This window comes from Myxococcus sp. CA056 (assembly GCF_013336715.1).
Taxonomy (GTDB): domain Bacteria; phylum Myxococcota; class Myxococcia; order Myxococcales; family Myxococcaceae; genus Myxococcus; species Myxococcus llanfairpwllgwyngyllgogerychwyrndrobwllllantysiliogogogochensis.
On sequence record NZ_JABUMT010000013.1, the window covers coordinates 260179 to 281192 of the forward strand.

Here is a 21014-nt window from a genome sequence, read left to right on the forward strand (position 1 = left end):
GAGGCCTTGGACGCGCCGTGGGCTACTCGATGGGCGGCGGGCAGGAGTGGGGGCAGTCGTATCCGAAGGTGCAGCTATCGCACGAGAGCGGCGGCATGACGCTGATGGTGAGCGGGAGCGTGCTCTGCCCGAACGGTTGATTGCCCTGCATGAGTCGCCACTCGAACAGGTAGGTCCCCGTCAGTGGAGGGGCGACGGCGGTGAAGAGGAAGGTGGTGTCCTCGCCCGGGTCCACGACTTCGTAGGGCGGCAGCGGGACTCGGGCCACTCCCCAGAACAGGTTGTCCACCGGGTTCTGGGAGCCGAGTTCGACGAGCGTCTGGGCGCTCCAGCTCTTGGTGCCCCAGTTCTTCATCCGGACGGAGAACTGGAAGCTCTCCCCTGGGGCCACGGTGGCGGGAACCAGGGTCTGCTCCACGAGCTCCGAGGCGAACGCGGGGGACTTCACGTTGACGGAGAGGGTCAGCTCGGGGCCGAACGCCGCGCCGTTTCGCTGCATCCTCCACCGGTAGGTGAAGGGTCCTGGCGTCAGGGGCGCGGTGGGCGTGACGGTGAACGTCTTGTGCTGGCCCAGGAGGATGGCGTCGCCTGGAGCGAGCACCAGGCTCTGCGCCCCGTCGAGCGAGACGCCGTGCGTGCCATTGGCCGCGCTCCAGAGCGTGGTGCCGGTGTTGGTGACGGAGACGGAGGCGTTGAAGGGCTGTCCGGCGACCACGGTGGGAATCCTTCCGTTGGAATCGCGCTGGAGTGCGCCGAGGGCGGGGGTGTCCAGGAAGCCGCCCAGAATCTGTTGGCGGAAAGGGAGGAAGGTTCCCGTCAGCAGATTGGAGAGGAGGAAGCGCGGCTCGTCGGGTGGGGCGGTGGGGTCCGGAACTTCGTTGGTGTGGACGAAGGACGTTCGGATGGGGGGGAAGGTGCCGATGGCGCCTCCCAGGTCCGCGAAGCTGCTGCGGTTGTGGCAGCCGGCACAGGACAGCGCCTGGGCGCGCGAGACGACCTGCTCGGGACTCAGCGGGCTACCGATGCGCTGGAGCTCCGCGGCGATGGCGGTGGCGAAGCGGTTTTCGGGAGGAGCGAAGAGGAACTCGTTGAGGTAGTTGTCCGAGGCGAGGAACGACTCCGAGTCGCTCTCGGCGTCATTGTAGATGTCGGGGACCTCATAGTTGAAGCGGTTGATGTCATCGACCGCGAGGCTCGCCACCTGGGTGATGAAGTACTCGCGGAAGCTCACCGCGAGCGGCTCCGTGTTGAAGATGTTGAAGAAGTCGCCGCGCGGGTTGGCTTTCACGGTGACGGGCACGAAGCGCAGGGTGCAGCCGGTGGGGCCACACTGCCGCTTGAGCTTGAACTCGTGGAGCATCCACGGGGCCGGCGGCCCCTGCTGGATGAACTGGTTGGTGCGAACCTGTCCCTCGCCCAGGGGGTTGTTGCCGTAGTGATTGGCGTGGACGACGGGGACATGGCCGGGGCTGCTGGCCTCCAGGAAGAAGGACTTCACGCGGGCGCGGCGGGCGACGGGGTCCGTGAGGGTGGAGAAGCTCGCCCAGGTCTGGGCGATGGGGCGGCAGCCCTCCAGACCCAGCTCGCGGCGGGGGTTGGGAAGGACGGCCTCGAAGATGACCAGGTTGCGGTCGGGGGGCGGGTGGGCGAAGACCATGCGGTATTGGCCGCAGTTGGCGCCATCGGGAGGGGCCAGGTCGAAGCGGTTGAAGAGGCCAATGAGGTTGTAGCGGTCCAGGACGGACCCGTTGCCGAGGACCGCCTCCCTCCCCTCGGACTGACGGCAGTGATAGGGCGCCCCATTGAGCGTGAAGATGTTGTCGCTGCAGTGCGCTCCGCCTGGGAGGTCGGCTTCACCCGGCGCGGGATTCTGGGTGTCCCAGAGCTGGCGGTAGAGCTGCTCGGCGGTGAAGCCCGTGCTCCCGGCCTGTTGGACCAGCTGGTTCATCACCATCCGGAGGGTGATAGTGGAGACGGTCGCGAAGTCGGTGATGGCGAGCGAGCGGCGCGGGTCGAGCGATGCGGACGTCGTGGAGGGTTGGTCGGCCAGGGGCGTGGTGTGGAGCCCGCCGCGCTCGGAGTGGGGAGAAGATGCGAAGGCGGAGCCCAGGCTCGCGAGGAGCAGGCTGACGCCCGCGAGCCGCGAGGCAGTGAGCCACCGGAAGGTGTGGCGTGAGTGCGGGACGGTGGAACGGGATGGTGGGTGATGCATGGCTGTGGCCTCGGAGACACCGATGTCCACGCGGCATTACGCAAGCAGGCATCAACCTGGTTGATGTGAACCGGCTGGTTCCTTCCGTCGACGAGCAGGTGTTTCGTCGGAGAGACAACCCACGGGGCCAGTTCGGCCCGGGTTCCGTGTCCGACGTCGTCCCGGGCTCCTTGCCACGCACCTGATCCAAGCTGCCTGGCGGGTGGCGGGTGAATGGCCGGTCCCCACTCGCTCACATCTCCTCCGGAGCGAACTCCCCTCATCGAGAGGCTCCAGAAGTTTCCAATGCCACTCAGGGGGGAAAGCAATGTTTGGTGCGTTCAGACGTATTGGCGGCCTCGTGGCCCTCACAGCGGGGCTCTGCGGGTATGGCGCCTTTGCCCAGGAGCAGCAGCCACAGGCGGAAGCGCCACCGCCCGTGCAACAGGCGCAGCCGGTGAAGCCACAGGCTGAAGCACCACCGCCCGTGCAGCAGGCACAGCCGGTAGAGCCACAGGCGGAAGCGCCACCGCCCGTGCAGCAGGCGGCCCCGGTGCCCGAAGCACCCGTCGCCAGTGAGCCCCCGGTAGCGGAAGGCGGTGGTGCCGAAACAGTCCCGGCGGCTCCGCCCGAAGCCGAGCCGCTCCCGAGTCCCATCGATTCAGGGCAGGAAGCCGTGGGAGGCAGTGGCATGGACGCGCAGGCCGTGCCGCAGGAAGCGCAGCCCGCCATTCCAGATGATTCGGGCCCGGTGATGGGAGAGCAGACCGTTCCCGTCGTCCCGCAGGAAGCGCAGCCTGCCATTCCGGATGATTCGGGAGAGGCGATGGGTGGAAGTGGGTCGGAGCCAGTCGCCCCTGCGACAGGAGAGGTCGTGGGGGAGATGGACGCTCCGACGATTCCTCCCGAGGCCGCGCCAAATCAGGCGGTCCAGGTGCCACCCGAGCCCGTGGCGCCGGAAGCGACGATGCCCGTCGAGTCTCCTCAGGCCTTCGTGAAGGAAGGACCACCGCCCCAGGTGCCTCAAGCCAAGGGGTCGCCAACCGCCACCTCATCCCAGGCACCGCGGCCGGCGACACCGGCTCCCGCTCCCGCCCAGCCGGCGGTGGCGGCGAGTGCGCCAACCGCCATGGCCTCGACGAGTTCGGCCATGACGGCCGCAGGGGGCCCACGGAAGGAATGGCACGTCAGCAAGGCCGGTAACGACAAACAGGCGGGCTCGAAGCAGGCGCCTTTCCGCACCATCCGTCGCGCGCTGACCTCCGCCCAACCCGGGGATGTCATCCGGGTGCAGGCAGGCGAGTACCCAGGGAACATCGTCATCGATGGCCCCGTGCGCGGAGGCCAGCCCGGCGCTCCCATCCGCCTGGTGGGAGAGGGCCGCGTGCGCATCGTCCCTGGCGGCGAGCGCGGCACCCTCGTCCAGGTGCGGCGCCCCTACTGGCGCGTCGAAGGCTTCGACGTGGACGTGCGTAAGCAGAAGCGCTTCGCGGTCGCGTTCGAGCGGGACACCCAAGGCTCCGCGTTGCTTCGCTCGACACTGCATGGTGGCGCGCTGGGCGCCGCCGTCAGCACCGCCATGGGGGCGCGGGGAGTGCTCATCGAGGGCAATCACATCCACGACTTCCGAAAGGCGGGCGGGGGTGACTCGCACGGAGTGGTGGTTCAGGCCACGTCGCGGAACATCACCATTCGCGGGAATGACATCCACGACACCTCGGCGGATGGAGTGCAGTGCCTCAAGCCGGACAACCGCAATCAGGCGCCCGCCGACGGGGTGCGCATCGAGAACAACCACCTCCACCACACCCGCGAGAACGCGGTCGACATCAAGACCTGCCGCAACGTCACGGTGGTCGGCAACCGGATGCACGGCTTCCGCAAGTCCCGCTCCTCCGCGGGCGAGGCGGTCGTCGTCCACTACTCGGCCAGCAACGTGCGCGTCGAGAAGAATGGCATCTCCGACGCGGGCCGGGGCATCTCGGTCGGCGGCGTGAAGGAGGGGCCTGACCCGAAGAACATCGTGGTTCGTGGCAATCGCATCAACGGCATCTCCAAGGCCGGAGGCAGTGATGGCACGGGCATCCGAGTGGAGAACGCCCAGGGCGTCCAGATTGAAGGCAACACCGTCGAGGGCACGGCCGGATACGGGATGATGCTCGGGCTGGGGTCCAACAACGGAGCCCCCAGCAAGGACGTGCTGGTGCAGGGAAATACCGTCCGCACGGCGAACCTCGTGCGCCTCGGCAACAAGCGCCCGGGGCTGCGGATGGACAACAACCGCTACGCGCCCAACGGCAACTTCAAGTCCGAAGGGAAGGAGACGAAGAGCATCAACGACTGGAAGAGTTTGTCCGGCGTGGACAAGGCCTCCAGCCAGCAGTGAGGTATTTCAGCGTTCCTCTGTCGGAGCAACGAAGCCCCCGTGGCACACCGCCATGGGGGCATTCCCTTGAGGACGGCCCAAAGTGCCATGTCGCAACAGGATTGCGCTTGGGCCTCGGATTCCCTCTTGTCATCCAGGCACACTCCCAGAGAGACTGAGCCCACTCTCCGGGAGTTCCGCGCATGAAATCCATCTCCAGTCATCCCTGGCGGCACATCCTCACCACGTGTCTCGCGCTCACGCTGGGCGCGCTCACGGCTGCCTGCATGGGGCTGGAAGCGGAAAGCTCGGAGTCCTGGACGCAGCAGGACGAGTTCTTCGAGGGCTCCGCCATGGGCGAAGCGAGCTACAGCGTCCACAACTGTCCGGCCGGCCAGGAGTGGGACGCCACCTGGGGCTGTCAGCCGGCGTGGGGCGTGTCCTGCTACTACACGCGCGGCTCGGGCTATGTCGGCTTCGAGCCATTCTGCAGCAAGCTCCCCTCGACCTCGCCCATCCCCCACAACACCAAGGTGTGCTCGACCACGCGCGGCGGTGGATGGTGCGGGACCGAGCCCAACTGCTACTCGTGCCCGGTCCACTGCTCCGTCAACCGAGGCCCTGAGTGGTGCGGCGGCGAGCCCAACTGCTACCTCTGCCCCCTGTCCTGTGAATCCACGCGGGGCCAGAACTGGTGCGGCACGGAGCCGAGCTGCTACGCGTGCGGCCCCTCCTGCTCCAGCACGCGCGGCACGGGCTGGTGTGGCATCGAGCCCAGTTGCTACACCTGCACCAACGGCGGCGGAACCTCCGAGGGCGGCTGAGCGCCTCGGAGGCCCAGCGAGGGGCCACGGACCATCGTCCCGTGGCCCTCCGCGATACCCGACACATCCATACAATCAACAGCGGTCGCCGCGTGCCTCCGGCGTGTCCCTCACGTCGCCACCAAGCAGCCTCACGATGAGCGCCACCCGCGAATTGACCTCGAAGCGCCGGTAGATGGATTTCGTGTACTGATTCACGGTGAAGCGGCTGATACCGAGCTGAGCCGCGATTTGCTTGTCACCAAGCCCGGCCAGGAGCAGCTCCAGCGTCTGGCGTTCTCGCCGAGAGAGCCTGATGCCGTAGGCCCCATCCCCCGTGATTCCTGGTGCGCCGAGGAGGGTCCCCCACTCCGTGTGGAACAGGTGGAGCAGCTCGCGGTCCGCGGCATCGAAGGGGTGCCTGCCTCGCCCACGGTAGACCCCGATGCACTGCACCACGCCGGGGAGCCTGGACCACCGACTCGAATACACCGAGTCATCGAGGCCTGACGGGTAGAGGAAGTGCTCGACGTAGGGCGCGTCGTACCAGGTCCGGTCCCCGACGAGTTCCTGCCTCATCGCGGTGATGACGGCGCCTGGAATCGACGGACGCTCCATCAATGAGCGGATGGCCGGATTGCTGTCGCTGCCCATCCGCTGGAGCGCCTCGAGCGCTGGCAGCGCGCTGCCTTCCCACCCTTCCAGGACGATGGCCGTGAATTCTCCGTGCCCTCCCGGCCTGAAGTCGCGCTCCAGGACGAAGGCCCCCGCCTCCGCCCCCAGGATGCGGAACACACCAGAGAGCAGATGCCGCACACGCGTCTGCCGCCCCTCTGTCAGCTCACGCGCCTCATTGACCAGACGAACCAGTGCACGAACCTGAGAACTTCGAAGGCTGCCATCGACCATCGGACCTCCCGAATCGCGCCCCATGGGGCATCCCTCATTTTAGCGAATTACACGATTATCCACTTTAAATCAGGATGGGCCCGCTGAACCTCACAACCCCACTACAGGAGAGAGGCGCATGAAAAGTCAGCTCAAGCGAATGGCTGCACAACCCGAAAGGGCTACAACATTCCCCTGCCACTGAGCAGCGCCGGCAACAAGACGGTGCACGTCTCCGCCCATGGCGCCACGTCCTCGAACAACGTGGGCTGCGCCCACCGCTCCGGTACGAGAGTCCGAAGCCATCAGTCCGTCCGAGACAGACACCCATTCGGAGAGCGCGGCAGTGCGTCCCCGGGAGGTGACTCCAGAAAAGGCAGTCGCACGACTGGATTCCCGATTCTTCAACGAGAGGGTGGACCTGGCCTGGAGTCAGGAGGCCACGCGGCGCGCGGAGCGACTTCGCGCCCAGCTTCCCCACGGGGCGCGCTTTGTGTCCATGGAGTGCCGCGGTTCCATGTGCCGGCTCGAGATGTCCCATCCCAGCCTGGAGACCTTTCAGCACTTCATTCGCGAGGGGCTCGTCCATGACACGAACGCGTGGGAAGGCCCCTTCATGGCCGCGCTCAAGAGCCCTCCAGGCCAGCTTGGAGCAGTGGAGGCGGTAGCCTATCTCGCACGCCTGGGAGCCGACCTGGCGCCCTGAGCGACACAAGCACATGGAATCGCAACACGCGCAGGGCAGCAGGCTGACCTCGATTGAAACACAACCACCGATGGGGAAACGCTCTCCTGTCCTTCCCCATCCTGGGTGCCAACGACGGCGCCATCTACGGAATGCCTGACAACAGGACCCTGGTCGCGATTGGCTTGACGAAGACGACCTGCCCGATTCCCTGAATTGAGGCGAAGCCCGCTGGAGCCTCCGCCGAGCTCGCCCCCAACGCCCCGCCAGAGGCTCGGCGCTCCGGACCGTCACCAGAAGAGCGCGGCACGCCGCTCCTCCCTCGGCCTCCGGGCCACCAGGCCCACGTGAGTCGGGGGCCGTGCACATGGTTCCAGGGGAGGCCTTCGCGCCGAAGACTCGTGCGCGCACGGTGCGGATGTCCATCCTCGCCTGCGCGCGCACGGGAGCAGCACCCGTCATGGAAACCATGGGCACAACCCGAGCCCTTCTGCCCGGTCAGGTCATCGTCTCGCTGAACTTCGATGACTGCCTGGCAACCCAGACCACGGGGGCCGCCATCATGGAGGCCCGTGGAATGCGTGGCACCTTCTACGTCCACAGCACCCGGATGGGACTGTCCGGCCGCCTCACGCTCGCCCAGGTGCAGGCACTCCGGGACGCCGGGCACGAGATTGGCGGGCACACGCTGACACACCCGCACCTCACCGAGCTTTCGGCCGATGAACAGCGCCGGGAAATCTGCAACGACCGGGTGGCCCTGTTGAACGCCGGCTTCCGCGTCACTTCGTTCGCCTACCCCTTCGGCGACAAGGACTCGACCACGCGACAGATTGTCATGGATTGCAATTACAACTCCGCACGGGAAAGCGGCGGGCTGCGCACCTCCTCGAGCGGCAGCAGCCCGGCCGCCGAGCCCGTGCCACCCGCGGACCCCTACGCCATCCGGACCCACGGCTCCGTGCAAGCCACCACCACGCTCACGGACCTGAAGAACTACGTCCTGCGCGCGGAGGAGTCGGGGGGCGGCTGGGTGCCCATCGTCTTCCACCACATCTGCGGCCCGTGCAATCCACCGCAGACCTACTCCATCTCGCCCACCCTCCTGACGTCATTCCTGGACTGGCTGGCCCCTCGCGTCTCGCGGGGCACCACCGTGGCCACCATGGACGCGGTCATCGGCGGCGTGCTGAAGCCGCCCGTGAGCTGGCCGCCCACGCAGCTCTTGCGGAACCCGTCGCTCGAAACGGACCTCAACGGGGACGGGACACCGGACTGCTGGCAGCGCGGCGGCTTCGGCTCCAACACATTCACATGGACGCGGACGTCGGACGCGCATGGAGGGAGCTGGGCCCAGCAGGTGCGCATCACCGCCATCTCCAGCGGCGACCGCAAGCTCATCACACGGCAGGACGACAACACGTGCACGCCCACTCCGGCGACGGGGCAGCACTACCGCATCTCAGCCTGGTACAAGGCCACCACGTCGGTCAGGTTCAAGGCGTACTACCGGACCAGCGCGGGTGCGTGGGAATACTGGGCCCAGGGTCCCCTGCTGCCCGCGCGCACCAGCTACACCTTCGCCGAGTGGACGACACCGCCCGCCCCTTCCGAGGCCCGGGCCCTCAGCGTGGGATTGTCCATCGACCGGGTCGGCACGCTCACCATGGATGACTTCGCGCTCTCGGACGTGGAGGCGAGCGCGTCCCCATGAGCCCCCACGGACAGGGAGCGGCATCGCGTCAGACAGCGCCGGGCGTGTGGACGAGGGGCAGCGTTTACTGGAGCAAGGCCCGGAAGGCGTAGACGAACCCGGCAAGCCCCCCGCCCAGAAACAGGATCATCCCCCCAACGAGAGCCACCAACTCCAGGCGCTCCCTCCAGTTCATGGGAGGCACTGCCGGCTCCCGCGCGTCCTCCTCGGTGAAGGGATATCGCGGCGCATCCGTCACGGCATCGAGCAGATAGGATTGACTGAAAGCCACCGCGTAACCGCCCTCCCACCTGTTGAGATACACCTCGATGACGGTCGCCTCCGCCAAGGTATCGGCATGCTTCCAGTCGATCCCGCTCGGCGGCACCAGGTCCCCGTCCCTGAGGCAACTCACCTCGAAGCTGATGCGCGAGGAGAGCAAGGCGGGGTCGCCACGGAACACCCGCGCGACCCGCCCTTCCACCACCGCCTCGCCCGGCGTGGGAGACGGCAGCACGACACGGTCGACCTCGACTTGAACGTGCAGGTCCGCTTCCAACGCGGCACGGGCGTGATAGTGGGCGGGAACGGCCATCGCCCCAGCCTATCCCAATCATTTCCGCCGCGCTGTCTGGCCTGGGGCGCACACGTGCTCCCGCGGTCCAAGCTGTTGTTGCGAGGCAGTCGCGCGGGATTGAGACAGCGGACTGACAGGAGCGCGTGAATCCACCTTCCATCCATACGCACCCAAGAAACATCAGTACCCGTGTGGTGTCTCCGCGCCCCGCGAGGAAGACGGACAGCCGTGTACCGCTGGCCTGATGAAGCGGCCACTCAAGCGCGCGCTCCGAGCACCCGCCGCGAGAAGGGGCGCATCGGCTGGCACGACTTGCGGCAGCCACCTTCCCTTGAAGGGTGTCCCGCTCGCGGTCGTCCAGGAGGAGCAGGCGGCCACGCAGCCCAAGAAAAAGCCCAGCAACCCGTACTGGATTGCTGGGCTTCTCACTGTGGAGGCGGAGGGAATCGAACCCTCGTCTGGACGGTGCGAAAACCCAGCAGAATCGCGCCCTTACCCCGTAACCGTCCGGAACGACTCAACTTCGGTATCCCTCCACGTCCCATCTCGTCCCGTCCTGTTCCGGCCCATTCCGCAGGCTCGTGCGACATACGTGCAACATGGCGGGCCCGACAGCGTAGGGCTTCAGGAAGAATAGAGAGGGGCCGAGCAGCGGATGACTCGGCTCCTCTTGTTCCTACGGCTGGGCCTGGAGCGGCTTCAACAGCCCTGCTCGGTCCAGCAGCTCTCGCACCCGCTCAGCCAGCGCTACGTGCTCCGGATTGCTTACCGTGAAGCGCTCGGGGGTGAGGACAATCAGCGTGCCCTTGTCCCCCACTGGCTCGACACGCACCGGGGCGGGGAGTGGTGGAAACGTGCCCCAGTGATGCGCGAGGTACGTGACCCATCCAACATACGGAGTCCCCTTCGGACGCCGTGGCTTCAGCGAGTCTCGGTGTTGCTCCGAAATGGCCACTCCCCAATCCGGCTCCCAAGCATCAGCCGTCTGTCGCATGAGAGCTGCGAGAGCAGGTGCCGAGAGGGTCCGCTCCAAGCTCGGGCCTTTGCTTGGCAACGTGTAAACACAACGATTTCCGGTCCATTCGGAGTAGCCACCGCACGCGATGAGGAAGCCGGTGGTTTCGTAGTCATCACCCGCCCCATTCCAACCACCAATGCTGAAGCCAAGCTCGTCGAAGGTGCGGTCCTTTCCTTTACGGACGAACGCCTCCAGCTCAGCAAGGTTGGGACTCAACGGACGCTTCAAGGCATCTGCGCGTGACTTGCCTTGTTGAAACCAGTGCCCGAGCGATGGGTCTACGGATGAAAGTCCTTCAAGGAGGACTTCCAGCCGTCGCGCGCATTCCTCGGACGACTCCTTCCTGGGCCCCCAATAAACTCCCGCGTAGTAGCTCTCGTTCACGATTCACGATTCCTCATGGCAGAGGGGGAGTGAAGATAACTTCTATTCCCTCAACATCGTTGGCATCGAACAGCTTCCGAATGGCCTCTGCGGTTTTCTCCTCCGCAATGTGCCACCGAATAGGCGCCCCCCTTGCGGCAGCGAGCTGGCGACGGGCCTGATCGACTAGCGCCTTGGCTCCCGACTTCTCGAACCAGACCTTCGGATTGAGGTTGTCGAGGAACTTGTTCGCATAGCCCGGTCCCTTCGCCTCCAGCAGCATGCGCTTCTCGTACCCATCGAACTTCACGCCTCCACTACCTTTGCCCACGCCTCCGACCCAGTATGCCTCGTCGGAGATGTGGCCCGTGATTTGTTCCTGGTAGCGCCGCGCACGGGGGGACATGGACTCTTGGGCAGGTCCCCACTGGCCAGGCCCCTTCGACGGCGAGGCCCCCTTCGCCCTCTGGAGGATGATGGCCGCGCCAGGCCCACCGCTCAGCACCGCCGCCGCGCGCCCCACCGGCACCGCGACGCGACCCATGACGAGCGCGCCTTGGGCCGAGAGCGACAGCACCGGCACCTCGGCTGTAGCGAGCGTCGAACCTGTCAGCGTGCGAGTTGCAGCCGACGCCGTCCCCCAGGTGGCGATGAGGTTCGTTACCAGCTTGGAGACAGCCTGCACCTGCTCGCCGCGCGGCATGTACTGGAAGCGCTCCAGGTACTCGGGCGACGAGGCCAGCAGCGCCGCCACGGCGGCAGGCATCTGTCTCAGCGCCGCGAGGGTGTCCGCTGGGGACGTGGAGAAGAGCTGCCCCACCGCCAGCGCCAGCCCGACGAAAGCCTCTTCGGCTCCGTCCAGCGTGCGGCTCAGGTAGTCGGCATCGTCGTGGACGTCCGCGAAGGCGCCTCCCCCGGTCTCCTCCAATCGCGCGTTCAGTTGTCGGAAGACACCGCCCTTGCCCGAGTAGAAGACGCCCAGTTCGAACTGGCCGGACCGGAAGCCACCGCCCTTCCACTCCACGGTGCCCACGCGCTGCTGTGTCTGCCCGCTGCGCACCCACGCGAGGCAACCGTCAGGGCGGAGGACCGCCAGTTGAGTGAATCTCCCAACGCGTCGCACCAGCTCGGCGCGCGACACTTCGCCCGCGGCGAGTACCTCGCGCAGCATGAAGCCCACCGCGACGCGTGCCGGGAACTGCCCCAGCGTCACGTCCTTAATGGTCAGCGCCTTCAGCAGTCGCGCGGCGTGTGTCGGCGTGAGCGAACTGCCTGACACGGGACGCTCGTCTTGGTCTCCCAGCCCCGCGTCACGAAGCAGCGCATCGAACGCATCGCTCCTCTGTCCTCGGGAGTGCCCCCCTTCCCCGAGTAGTGCGGAACGCTGCTGGAAAGTGCTCCTGCGCGTCGAGGGTTCAACGCCAGCGCATCCCGTCACGAGAAGAACGGCGCACAGCACCCAGCGGACAGCACGCATTCAGCACCCCCATGCCTCTCTCCAAGGGAGGCAAGTGAGTCGAATGCTGGCATTCCTGTCTGACAAATAGATGGCAACCGACTGCGCGGCGGAATCTTACAACGTCACTCCGACATGCACCCGCCCGCGTTGCGGAGCCGGTTAGCGCGCATTGTCCACCCCCAGCCCCATCGAGGCGAAGGCGCCCGGCCTCAACGCCCCTTCCGCTGTCGGGAACAACAGGGTGCCGCTCGTGCCCAGCACGTAGAACTTCCCCCCGAGGAATCTCCACCGCACCTCGGCAGCTCCCAGATAGCGCGCCCCGGGCTGACCCATGCCCACCCCCAGCCCCTTCAACGCCACTTCCAGGCTGCGCTCGCAGAGCTGCACCGCCACGCGCCCATCCACGTCGAAGCGCCCCCAGAAGAAGGCTTCAGCCCCCAGTGACAACCTCAAGTGCTTGTAGGGACCGCCGTAGCTGACGGCATCCCAGCCCACCTCCGCCTCACCAAAGACGGAGTAGCCCTCCGAGAAAGGAGCGTCCGCGAGCGGAACACCGTCAGGCCCTGCCGCCTGGAAGCGCGCCAACTCGTAGTCCGGCCCGAAGAATCCCTGTCGGAAGCCCCCCTGTTGGCGCCGCACTTCCAGTCGCAACAGCATGTCCAGATTGGGAGTCGCAGCGTCCGCCCCCACCCCCACCACAGCGCCCCAGGCGCCGCTCTCCCCGGGCCTTCCACCCCAGCCCGCGAGGACGTGCGCCTTGAACACAGGACGCATCAGGACCACCGCCATGGCGTCCAGATGCGCCAGCGTCACCGGGGCCGAGCCACCTCCAGCACGTCCCCAGTCATGCACTCCGGACAGGGCCAGCGTGTAGCGATGACGTTGCTCGGGATTGCCGAAGAGGAGGCGCTCCATGTCCAGTTCGACTTCCGCCCCCATCAGCCGCGCCCCCAGCACATCCGAGGCGAACGCTCCTGCGCAGACAGGACCCAGCCGTCCAGTGAGGAAGCCTCCGGCCGGGTGGTAGTCGGGATTGGTGCGGTTGGAGTAACGCCGCACCAAGTGCCCGGACATCAGGCTGTAGCTGTCCAACCGACCAAACCAGCCGCCCAGCGGCGCGTTGTCCGAGCCGAACTGGAGGCCGCGAACGAGTTGCCCCCAGTCCGAGAGCGTGTCCCAGTCCTCACGCCGAACGACACCGCCCCCTTCGGGCCCCCAGAGGCGCAACCGCAACGGAGACCCGAGGTTGATGCCAAACTCCGGGACGCGCTCGAAGCCGACGGTGGGCTCGACCTGCACGAAGCCCTCGTCAGTCCCCATTCCCGCTCGGGGCAGCAGAGCCCATGCCGACGCCTCGACTCGCAGCAAGGATGCCCAGCCCTCGGAGGGGTCGACTGGCGCGACCTCCGGCACCGACGATGCTTCGGCCGTTACGCCCCAGTGGGGCAACGGCTGCGCTGGCGCCTCGGGTGGTATCAGGTTCACGGCCTCCTCTTCTTCGGGCGGCGGTGGGTCAACAACCTCTTCGGCCCAAGACACTCCAGGCAGAGACAGCAACAGCGCGGCAATCCAACTTCGCGTCCTGCGCACACACGCCTCCTGTGCGTGCCCCGGCTTGAGGCACGAAGAACACACGTCTCCCGGTCGGCTTGAGCGACTTGCGTCGGGCCGGTGGTGAATCAGCGGTGGTGAGAGGGAATAGGTGCCGACGTCAGACGGTCGGCGGCGCCTTCACAGCTCGACGAGGCTCGGGAATGGGGTCCGCCGTCGGCTCGTCTTCATTGCGTGGCTCGGGCTGCGTCTCGGCGTGGTCCGGGTGCGCCCGCCAATCAGCCGGGACAAAACCGCCCTCGTCGTCCATCAAGTTCAACTCCTCCAGCGCGTCGCCCGCGTCGGTGAGAGCTTGCTCTACTTCTTTCACGGCATCCTTCGGGCCGAACGGGGGAAGCTCAGCCAATCGAACGCGCAACACACGCTCCAACTCGGAGGCCGTCCCGAAGCGTGTTGCGGGGCTGCGCTGAAGCAACCAGCCAAGAATGGTGCTGAGCCGGTCGGGTAGCCCCTGCACTGCCGCGCCTACATCCTCGGGGCGGTACGCCATGGACCAGTGAATGGCGTCCTCCGCGAGTGACGTCAGCCCCGCGTCCATGCTTCTGGCTGTCGCCTTCAGCAAGCGCCGCCGCTCCTCCTCGGACATGCGTGCATCCAGGTCGGTCATCTTCATATTGCCCGGGTCGTACAGGTGCCGACCCGTGGCGAACTCCAGCATCGTCAGGCCCAGTGAGAAGAGGTCCGCGCGCCCGTCAATGTCTTCTCCCAGCAGCAGCTCCGGTGAAGAGTAGATGACGTCGCCCTTGGGACGCGGGAGTGTCGTTGCAACTCGCCCGGCCAGACGCGAGAGGGCGACTCCAAAGTCCGTCAGCTTCACACCGCCCCGAGGCGTGAGCCGAATCCTCGTGGGATTGACATCGCGGTTGACGATGTTCAGAGGAATGCCGGCATCGTCCGTGCGCGCATGGGCGTAGGCCAAAGCCGCCGCGACTTCCGCGAACACATAGAGGATGAAGGCTTCGGAGAAGTAGCGTCCTCTCGCCTGGGCAATGCCAAGCAGCGAATCCAGCGTGAAGCCACCTACGCATTCACTGGCCACGCAGAGAGCGTGCTTCATCTCGAAGAGGCCATGGACTTGGGCGATGTTGGGGTGCTGGAGGAACCGCGCCAGCCTGACTTCCTCCTCCAGTCGAACGCGTGCGCGCTGGTGCTTATCCGTGAGGCCCGGCCCCCCGGAGAGCGCCACGTACTTGACCAGAACCTTGCCCTGGAACCCTTCGGGCGTGCGGGGCCGTGCGTAGAGGATGCGCTCCCCGTTGCGGCCCTCGCCGAGAATCTGGAAAAGAAAGTATGTGGTATCCCCTTGAGTAAAGAGGACCACGCCCTCTGTTAGCCGAGGGTTGGAATCATCAGACATGATGGGAGTCTCCTTATAGTCCTCCGCGAAAACTCTCGCGTGAAGGCAAACAGAAGGTACTCCCAGTCATGCCCAACGTGAACGACGCCACAGGTCGCGAACGGCACGAAGCCCGCCCATCGAAAAAGACCTCGAATTTGCGTAAATCCATTTTACATGGAGTGGCTAGGGCCAGTTCTTTACAGCATAGCCGTACATACTTCGGTTGAAGGTGACTGTCCCAGGCTGAGGGCCCGGCTCGGCTTCTTCGGCCCCCTTTTCCCCAATGGCGATGCAAACCGGGTATGTGCGCCCATTTGGCAACTTCGCCTCAGTGTAGCGAGCCAGCAGTGCACCACCACCCGTCCACACGCGACCCTGGAGCGCAGTTCCAGTAGGAATACTTCGATTCCCATCGCTGACAATGCCGCGCACCGGCCCGTCAGAGTAGACGCCTGCTTCACTCATTATTCCTGGTTGATTCTTATCGATGGTGACTACCACCGAATCCCCTTCAAAAAAGCCGAGCACCTTGAACATGGCGTCGCGCGCTTCCTCGGGGCATTCGCTGGGACCGGGGCGCACCTGACTACCCGGGCAGCCCATCTGCAATGCCACGACAGCAGAGGCAGCAGCGCACTTCTTGAGGAAGTCGGCCCGGACGCCACTGGTTGCAGGGGCCTTCATGGCCGGAGACTCGGACGAATTGGCGACGATGGGGGCACGCTTCACGGAGGGGGTTTCCTTCTCGACTGGAGCTTGAGGGGACAACGCTACCCCAGGGGATGATGTAACAGGCTCAGGAGAGACGATGCCGGCTCCCGGGGACGTACCGGCATCTTCCTGCGGGGCAACTACGAGAAGAGAGGCGCTTGTTCCGGCGTCCCTCTGTACGGAGGGCGCGTCGGAGACCATCGCGCTCGACTCCTGTCCGGCCTGTCTCGACGCGAAGAGTCCCGCCAAGGCCACTACCGCGAGCGCGGCCCCCAATGCTCCCAGCAGGATTCCACGGCGGGGCCGGGTCCTCTTGACCGCCTCGTCCGTTCCCGTCGCGGGAGTGAGTAGCGGCTTTGTCGTGAGGGTGTGAAGCGGGGTCACCCACTCGGGGCCGGTCTCCTTCGAGAGAGTCGCCAGCTCACGCCGCACCGCCTCTGCCGTGGGAGGCCGGTGCTCGGGCTTGCGCGCAATGAAGCGCATCACGGCGTCGCTCAGCGCACCAGGAACCCGCTCATTCAGCACCCGAGGGTCTGGCGGCATCGCTCTGCCTTCAATGGGCGTCTTCGCTGAGTCGCTCGCCGGCTGAGGGATAGTCAGCACATCGAAGAGACACACGCCCAGGGCATACACGTCGTCCGTGACTTTGAATTCGTAGCGGGCGTCGCGGTTATCGCCATTCTCCCGGAGGAAGCGGGATGCTTCGGGAGAGCGGTAACGGCGTGTGCCTGGGGGAAGTGGGGCGTCCGTCAGGTCTTCCGCGTGCGTGTAGTCTCCCGCGCTGAAGTCGATGATGAACGGCTCATTGTCCGAGGCGCGCACCATGACGTTGTTCAGCTTCAAGTCACGATGGAAGACGCCACGCCCATGCATGTAGTCCACGGCAGCCGACAGCTTGACGAAGAGGCGGACGACCTCCTGCGCCGTGGGATGCACCTTCTCCACCCACTCAGCCAATGTGTAGCCATCTACAAATTCGAGGATGACGTATAGCCAGCCGCTCTCGAAGTCAGGCCAGCGGCCATAGGCACGAGAGGCAATGATATTCGGGTGGCGAAGATGGACGAGACATCCCAATTCACGCCTCAACCGTGCGTCCGCCTTCTCTTCGTCTCCGCTTGTGGCACGGTGCATCGCGACCTTCATCGCGTAGTGCTTACCGTTCATCTCCACTTTGTAGACGGCACCATAGGCGCCCGCGCCAACAAGCTTCACGACACGCCATCCGTGAACTGTGTATCCGGGCGGGAACTGCGCGGGATGATGAATGACTGTCAGCATGGCGCATCCATTAAAACGCGAGCCTAGGAACAACTAGCTGCACGGCCCCGGCACTGTCGAGCAGTTCCAGGCGACACGACTCTTCAGACAGCCATGGGGGCACTTCTGTTTCTATTACCACCAGACCAACACCCTCTGGCGCTACCCGAGGAACTGCCGAGCGCACGCTAATCACGCCCAGCTCAACACCACTCCTGGAGTTCACGACGCGAGCCGATACTGGAGCCCAAGACTTCTTTCCGCCGGTTCGGACCTTGACGCTCACGGCCGCCCATGTGTCCGCTCGGAAAGTCGCGCCGTTCATAAACTTGAGAGCCTCTTCGTTACCTTTCTCTGTCGCCCCCTTGATGCGGTTTATTTTCAGTCGATGGTCCAACGCTCCGGAAAGAATCAGCTCAACAGGTCCGCCCAAGTCCCGCAGCGCCCGAAGTGTCTGAAGCTCTTGCGCCTGTGCCTTGAGCTGAGCGCGCGTGTCCACCAACTCGGCTTGGAGTAGCTCGACGGAGTCCTTTCGATGAAAGACCTCCACGCGCGTGTCCACCTGCGTCGCGTGTGAGACGAGGACAAAGACCCCACGATCCTGCGTGGCGCTACCGGCAAACCTGACCCGAAGCCCGATCCTCTCACCAGGACCCAAGTCCACGGCAGGCTCCAAGGCCAGGATTCGTTCCCCTACGTCCACAAAGCGGAAGCGCTCGCGCCCCTCCAGCTCCACTGAGCCACGGTCGAGAGGAGCGTCGAAGAGGAGGGTAGTCAGAACTCCCGTCGCGACTCGAAGCTCCGGCACAGGCTCGGCAGGGGCGCTTGAGAGAACTACACGCCGCTCCTGACGCTCGCGGGGGGCAGGAAGGGGCTGCGCCGAAGCGGCGACTCCCACCAGCAATGAAAGAATGGCAACGGGTCGAAGCAACGCGGAGGTCTCCCGTGCCGACCCTAGCAAACCGGGAAGAGGTCATCGTCGAGAAAGTCGCCCGAGACAGTCAAGTCCAGGGCACCCCAGGAGCCTCGCGATTGCCGCCATTGAGCGAGCGAGGAGCCATTCCCTCCGCAGCCCTTTGCGAGTTCAGGCCGACCTGTGCCTTAGTCCCACGCGGGCGGCTGCGGTGAGTGCCGCAGTATCACGGCGTAGCGAGGTCCCAGACCAACCGCGCCGATGCCGCAGTCGCCCGCTGTCAGTTCGCGAGCTTCGCAACGGCGAACCCGGCACCGATCCCCAGGACCAGCGCCACGATGGCGGACGTGAAGGACGCGTCGCCGGCATGCTCCCGCAGCGATTCGTTCTCGGCCCGGAGCCGCTCAATCTCGGCGGCGGTACGGACACAGCGGCTCTCGGAGAGCCAGCAGCCGCCCTGAACCTCGACGGCTGCCGCCCCACCATCCGGAAAGAGCTGAGCGCGCTCGACGCCGATGACCTCCGAGCCCGGCGCAGGAACCGCGACGAGCATCACCAGCACGAGCGCGCCGAGCTTCACTTGTCGCCCCGCCTGTCGAGCTGCTCAAGCACGGCAATCGCCGCGGCCTTGCCCGCGACCTGGCCTGCGGCAATCTCGCCCGCCTGCTCGGCGCTCTCAATGGCGGGGGCACCGAACAGGAGACGCTTGACGAGCGTGAAGCCACCAGCCGCCGTCAAGGCCACCTTCACGGCGGTCAGCACCAGGGCCAGCGAGAACGGCGCCCCAGCCGCGAGCGCGTTCGCCACGGCCCCCGCCAGCGAGACGCCGAGCACGAGCACCGCACCGCCCCGGTCCGTGTTGAAGAAGGGAACGAACGCGCCACCGAACTTCCGCAGCAGGTAGACCAACAGCACCACCACCAGGGACGCGACGAGCGCGTAGTTCTGGCTCGTCACCGCGTTGAACAGGAGCTGCGCGAACACGTCGAACTGCTCAGGGTTCGGCCCGATAACACCCACGTCAACCATGTTGCCTCCGAGTTAGAAGCCCAGCCGAGTCAGTTCGGCCGCGAGCTTCGGGTTTACGGCACGCCACTGCGGCGACTTGCGCTCTTCGTCGAGCCGAGCCCACACAGCGGCGACCGACCTGCTCTCCACCAGCGTTCGAAGCGGCGTGAGCTGAAGCGCGCTCACGTAGCCGGGCCACTGCACATGTGGCGCGTCGCCGAACCTGCCGCCCCAGACGAGTCCCGCCTTCGTCGATTCCTCGCCCAGCACGCGGTAGGCCGGCAGGCGCCAGTCGGGCTGAACACCGGGCTTGGCGTCTCCGTCACAGACAAAGTCGAAGGCGAGCCCGTAGTTGTGAGCGGACAGCCCCGCCGCAGATGCCTTGCCGCCCTTGCCCGCGAGGAAGAGGCTCCTCAGCTCGGCCTGCTCTTCAAGGGTTCGGAAGCCGTAGGTCGCGACGTAGCTCACGCCCCGGGCCTCGCAACGCGCCACGACTTGAAGGGCGACAGACACGAGCGGCAGGTAGACGCGGTCAAGGTCGACCCGCTTGAAGTTTGCCCTGACCATTAGGAGTCCCCCTCCCTGGCCTGGGTCATGCGGAGAAGCTCCAACTCGACCGTCTGTCGAACCTGCGCGGGAAGCCCCATGCTGAACTCGTCACGCCACCGACGCAGCGCGCCCAGTTCCACCGCGAGGGCGTTGATGCGCTCGTCCTGTCGGGCGACCTTTTCAACAAGGGAGCGAATCTCTCCGACGAGGGACTTCGCGGCCCACGTGAGTACGCCGACCCCTGTCGTTCCGAGCAGGGAGCCAACTACGAGTTGTATGGCCTGAGTCTCTTCGGCGGTCACGACGTCACCAGGGGCTTGGGGTTACCCTTGGTAAATGCGTGTGACTTCTGGGAGTGGCTCAGACCCACGCATGAGCTGCCCTAACAAGGGAAGGCTGCTACAGTGGCAACATGACCAACCCAGCATGGACACAAGCCCTGAGCGGGCTGGTAGTGAACATTTCCGATGACGTATCTCTCTTACAAAAGGTACTTCGCCCGGGAGGGCTCCATCCGAAACATCCTCTTCGACTAAACTGGGAGGCGCCGACCCCCAACTCTGAAATCCGCTTCGAGTTTCACCACTTAGCTGACGACATCCGCGCCACCCAGGATGCGCCAGGATTTGGAAGTCTTCGTCGGCAGCTAACAAAGAACGCCTCTGACTTCCAAAATTTCAGATACGAGCTTCGCATGGCGGCCTCGTTCGCGCGTTCCGCCGGCCAGCGACTCCTATCGCTAGGGGGAGATCACAAAGGCCCCGACATTGAGCTAACAGCTATCTCAAAGCACAAATGTGGGGTCGCCTGCTTTCGGGCAGCCGACAACCCGCCCAGCCTTGGCGAGACTTCGGACATGCTTAATGAACTCGCGATGAGCCTGCTTGGCCCCATTAGCACGGCCCCGGGTGAGTCGGATGTTATGCTGGAAATGGCGTTCCCCTCGTATCCGCTAAGTCGAGACATTTTCTCCGAAATGCACCGGTTACTCCCGAAGGCATGGAAACACCCTGAATATGCATGCGTCTTCGGAGCATCTGGCACCAGCGTCGTGAGGCATCCATACCCTGATTCGGTGGGCACCAACAGGCGCCGCGTTCGACTCAGGGCGCGAGTACCGGTGCCAGTAGGAGAAAAGAAGAGACTTCTCGAAAAAATCACCGAGAAAATTCGCAAGGAAGAAGAATGGGCATCTCGGTACAAAGGTGTGCCCATTTTTGCAATGGAAGCATCGAGCTTTGGAATGTTCCTCTCCGCAGAGGATCTTCGAGAGGTGATCGGCGACCAGTCTCATTCTTTCGCAACATTCATCATCACAAAGGCATTCTTTAATGACAATATCGACGGCACTGGACGACACCTCATGGAGCGCATCGAACCAGCACATCGGCTACAGGTTGGATTGAACATCGGCATCGAGACGTTCGGAGCCAGCATCCAAAGCTGGAGCGAAGCGGTGAGCGTCAAGGTAGATGTCGCGTGAGAGGGTTCAGCCGATGCGCTTCATCTCCTGCACGGCCGGGGTGAGGCTGGGCGAGGGGCCCAGGCGGACGGAGCCTGCGGGAGTCCAGTTGCGAGTGA

The 21014-nt window shown here is 65.2% G+C and carries 18 protein-coding genes; 5 read left to right on the plus strand and 13 right to left on the minus strand.

The genetic code is table 11. From position 1 onward, the window contains the following. Positions 1–22: 22 nt before the first annotated feature. On the minus strand, positions 23–2212 hold the full coding sequence (locus tag HUA76_RS35870) for an NBR1-Ig-like domain-containing protein (RefSeq protein ID WP_174463397.1): 2190 nt from the start codon (positions 2210–2212) through the stop codon (positions 23–25). 340 nt (positions 2213–2552) lie between these two features. Between HUA76_RS35870 and HUA76_RS46590 the strand changes: the two genes are divergently transcribed. Together HUA76_RS46590 and HUA76_RS35880 are read left to right on the plus strand one after the other, a co-directional pair. Next, complete coding sequence (locus HUA76_RS46590) at positions 2553–4577, plus strand: right-handed parallel beta-helix repeat-containing protein (protein WP_217440656.1); 2025 nt, start codon at positions 2553–2555, stop codon at positions 4575–4577. A 182-nt stretch (positions 4578–4759) separates the two neighbouring features. Further along, complete coding sequence (locus HUA76_RS35880; protein WP_174463399.1) at positions 4760–5380, plus strand: hypothetical protein; 621 nt, start codon at positions 4760–4762, stop codon at positions 5378–5380. Positions 5381–5455: 75 nt separating this feature from the next. Here the strand turns inward: HUA76_RS35880 and HUA76_RS35885 are convergent, their stop codons facing one another. Then, positions 5456–6175 (minus strand): response regulator transcription factor, encoded by a 720-nt coding sequence (locus HUA76_RS35885; RefSeq protein ID WP_371745741.1) that lies wholly within the window; start codon positions 6173–6175, stop codon positions 5456–5458. Between the two features lie 589 nt (positions 6176–6764). Here HUA76_RS35885 and HUA76_RS35890 point away from each other — a divergent pair. After that, the gene (locus HUA76_RS35890; RefSeq protein ID WP_174463401.1) at positions 6765–6953 is read left to right on the plus strand and encodes a hypothetical protein; all 189 of its coding nucleotides are present in this window, start codon (positions 6765–6767) and stop codon (positions 6951–6953) included. Between the two features lie 448 nt (positions 6954–7401). Further along, positions 7402–8646, plus strand: coding sequence for a polysaccharide deacetylase family protein (locus tag HUA76_RS35895; protein WP_174463402.1), 1245 nt, complete (start codon positions 7402–7404; stop codon positions 8644–8646). 64 nt (positions 8647–8710) lie between these two features. Here HUA76_RS35895 and HUA76_RS35900 read toward each other — a convergent pair whose 3' ends face one another. From HUA76_RS35900 to HUA76_RS35950, 11 genes are all read right to left on the minus strand, one after another. Then, positions 8711–9220, minus strand: a complete 510-nt coding sequence (locus tag HUA76_RS35900) for a hypothetical protein (RefSeq protein ID WP_174458068.1) — start codon at positions 9218–9220, stop codon at positions 8711–8713. 658 nt (positions 9221–9878) lie between these two features. Beyond that, positions 9879–10604 (minus strand): immunity 52 family protein, encoded by a 726-nt coding sequence (locus tag HUA76_RS46595; protein ID WP_371823560.1) that lies wholly within the window; start codon positions 10602–10604, stop codon positions 9879–9881. Positions 10605–10617: 13 nt separating this feature from the next. After that, positions 10618–11862, minus strand: a complete 1245-nt coding sequence (locus HUA76_RS35910; protein WP_371823561.1) for a Tox-REase-5 domain-containing protein — start codon at positions 11860–11862, stop codon at positions 10618–10620. Between the two features lie 339 nt (positions 11863–12201). After that, positions 12202–13362, minus strand: coding sequence for a hypothetical protein (locus tag HUA76_RS35915; protein ID WP_254614694.1), 1161 nt, complete (start codon positions 13360–13362; stop codon positions 12202–12204). A gap of 391 nt (positions 13363–13753) precedes the next feature. Further along, the gene (locus tag HUA76_RS35920) at positions 13754–15010 is read right to left on the minus strand and encodes a protein kinase (RefSeq protein ID WP_174463405.1); all 1257 of its coding nucleotides are present in this window, start codon (positions 15008–15010) and stop codon (positions 13754–13756) included. Between the two features lie 165 nt (positions 15011–15175). Continuing rightward, positions 15176–16984, minus strand: coding sequence for a serine/threonine-protein kinase (locus tag HUA76_RS35925; RefSeq protein ID WP_174463406.1), 1809 nt, complete (start codon positions 16982–16984; stop codon positions 15176–15178). 10 nt (positions 16985–16994) lie between these two features. Further along, the gene (locus tag HUA76_RS35930; protein ID WP_174463407.1) at positions 16995–17894 is read right to left on the minus strand and encodes a DUF2381 family protein; all 900 of its coding nucleotides are present in this window, start codon (positions 17892–17894) and stop codon (positions 16995–16997) included. A gap of 262 nt (positions 17895–18156) precedes the next feature. After that, positions 18157–18456, minus strand: a complete 300-nt coding sequence (locus tag HUA76_RS35935; protein ID WP_174463408.1) for a hypothetical protein — start codon at positions 18454–18456, stop codon at positions 18157–18159. Beyond that, complete coding sequence (locus HUA76_RS35940; protein ID WP_174463409.1) at positions 18453–18905, minus strand: hypothetical protein; 453 nt, start codon at positions 18903–18905, stop codon at positions 18453–18455. The genes HUA76_RS35935 and HUA76_RS35940 overlap by 4 nt, the downstream gene beginning before the upstream one ends. Positions 18906–18917: 12 nt before the next feature. Beyond that, a complete protein-coding gene (locus HUA76_RS35945; RefSeq protein WP_174463410.1) occupies positions 18918–19451 on the minus strand; it encodes a M15 family metallopeptidase in 534 nt (177 codons plus the stop codon). Next, a complete protein-coding gene (locus HUA76_RS35950) occupies positions 19451–19735 on the minus strand; it encodes a hypothetical protein (RefSeq protein ID WP_371823562.1) in 285 nt (94 codons plus the stop codon). The genes HUA76_RS35945 and HUA76_RS35950 overlap by 1 nt, the downstream gene beginning before the upstream one ends. A gap of 110 nt (positions 19736–19845) precedes the next feature. On the opposite strand from HUA76_RS35950, the gene HUA76_RS35955 reads away from it, so the two are divergent. Then, entirely contained in the window at positions 19846–20916 is a 1071-nt protein-coding gene (locus tag HUA76_RS35955; protein WP_174463411.1) for a hypothetical protein, read from the plus strand. Positions 20917–21014: the final 98 nt, after the last annotated feature.

Excerpts from the sequence above, each read along its gene's own strand:
- HUA76_RS35945 (WP_174463410.1), bottom strand. The coding sequence starts at position 19,451 with ATGGTCAGGGCAAACTTCAAGCGGGTCGACCTTGACCGCGTCTACCTG.
- HUA76_RS35955 (WP_174463411.1), top strand. The coding sequence starts at position 19,846 with ATGACCAACCCAGCATGGACACAAGCCCTGAGCGGGCTGGTAGTGAAC.
- HUA76_RS35895 (WP_174463402.1), top strand. The coding sequence starts at position 7,402 with ATGGGCACAACCCGAGCCCTTCTGCCCGGTCAGGTCATCGTCTCGCTG.
- HUA76_RS35925 (WP_174463406.1), bottom strand. The coding sequence starts at position 16,984 with ATGCTGACAGTCATTCATCATCCCGCGCAGTTCCCGCCCGGATACACA.
- HUA76_RS35890 (WP_174463401.1), top strand. The coding sequence starts at position 6,765 with ATGTGCCGGCTCGAGATGTCCCATCCCAGCCTGGAGACCTTTCAGCAC.
- HUA76_RS35940 (WP_174463409.1), bottom strand. The coding sequence starts at position 18,905 with ATGGTTGACGTGGGTGTTATCGGGCCGAACCCTGAGCAGTTCGACGTG.
- HUA76_RS35920 (WP_174463405.1), bottom strand. The coding sequence starts at position 15,010 with ATGTCTGATGATTCCAACCCTCGGCTAACAGAGGGCGTGGTCCTCTTT.
- HUA76_RS35870 (WP_174463397.1), bottom strand. The coding sequence starts at position 2,212 with ATGCATCACCCACCATCCCGTTCCACCGTCCCGCACTCACGCCACACC.
- HUA76_RS35915 (WP_254614694.1), bottom strand. The coding sequence starts at position 13,362 with ATGGGGACTGACGAGGGCTTCGTGCAGGTCGAGCCCACCGTCGGCTTC.
- HUA76_RS35900 (WP_174458068.1), bottom strand. The coding sequence starts at position 9,220 with ATGGCCGTTCCCGCCCACTATCACGCCCGTGCCGCGTTGGAAGCGGAC.
- HUA76_RS35880 (WP_174463399.1), top strand. The coding sequence starts at position 4,760 with ATGAAATCCATCTCCAGTCATCCCTGGCGGCACATCCTCACCACGTGT.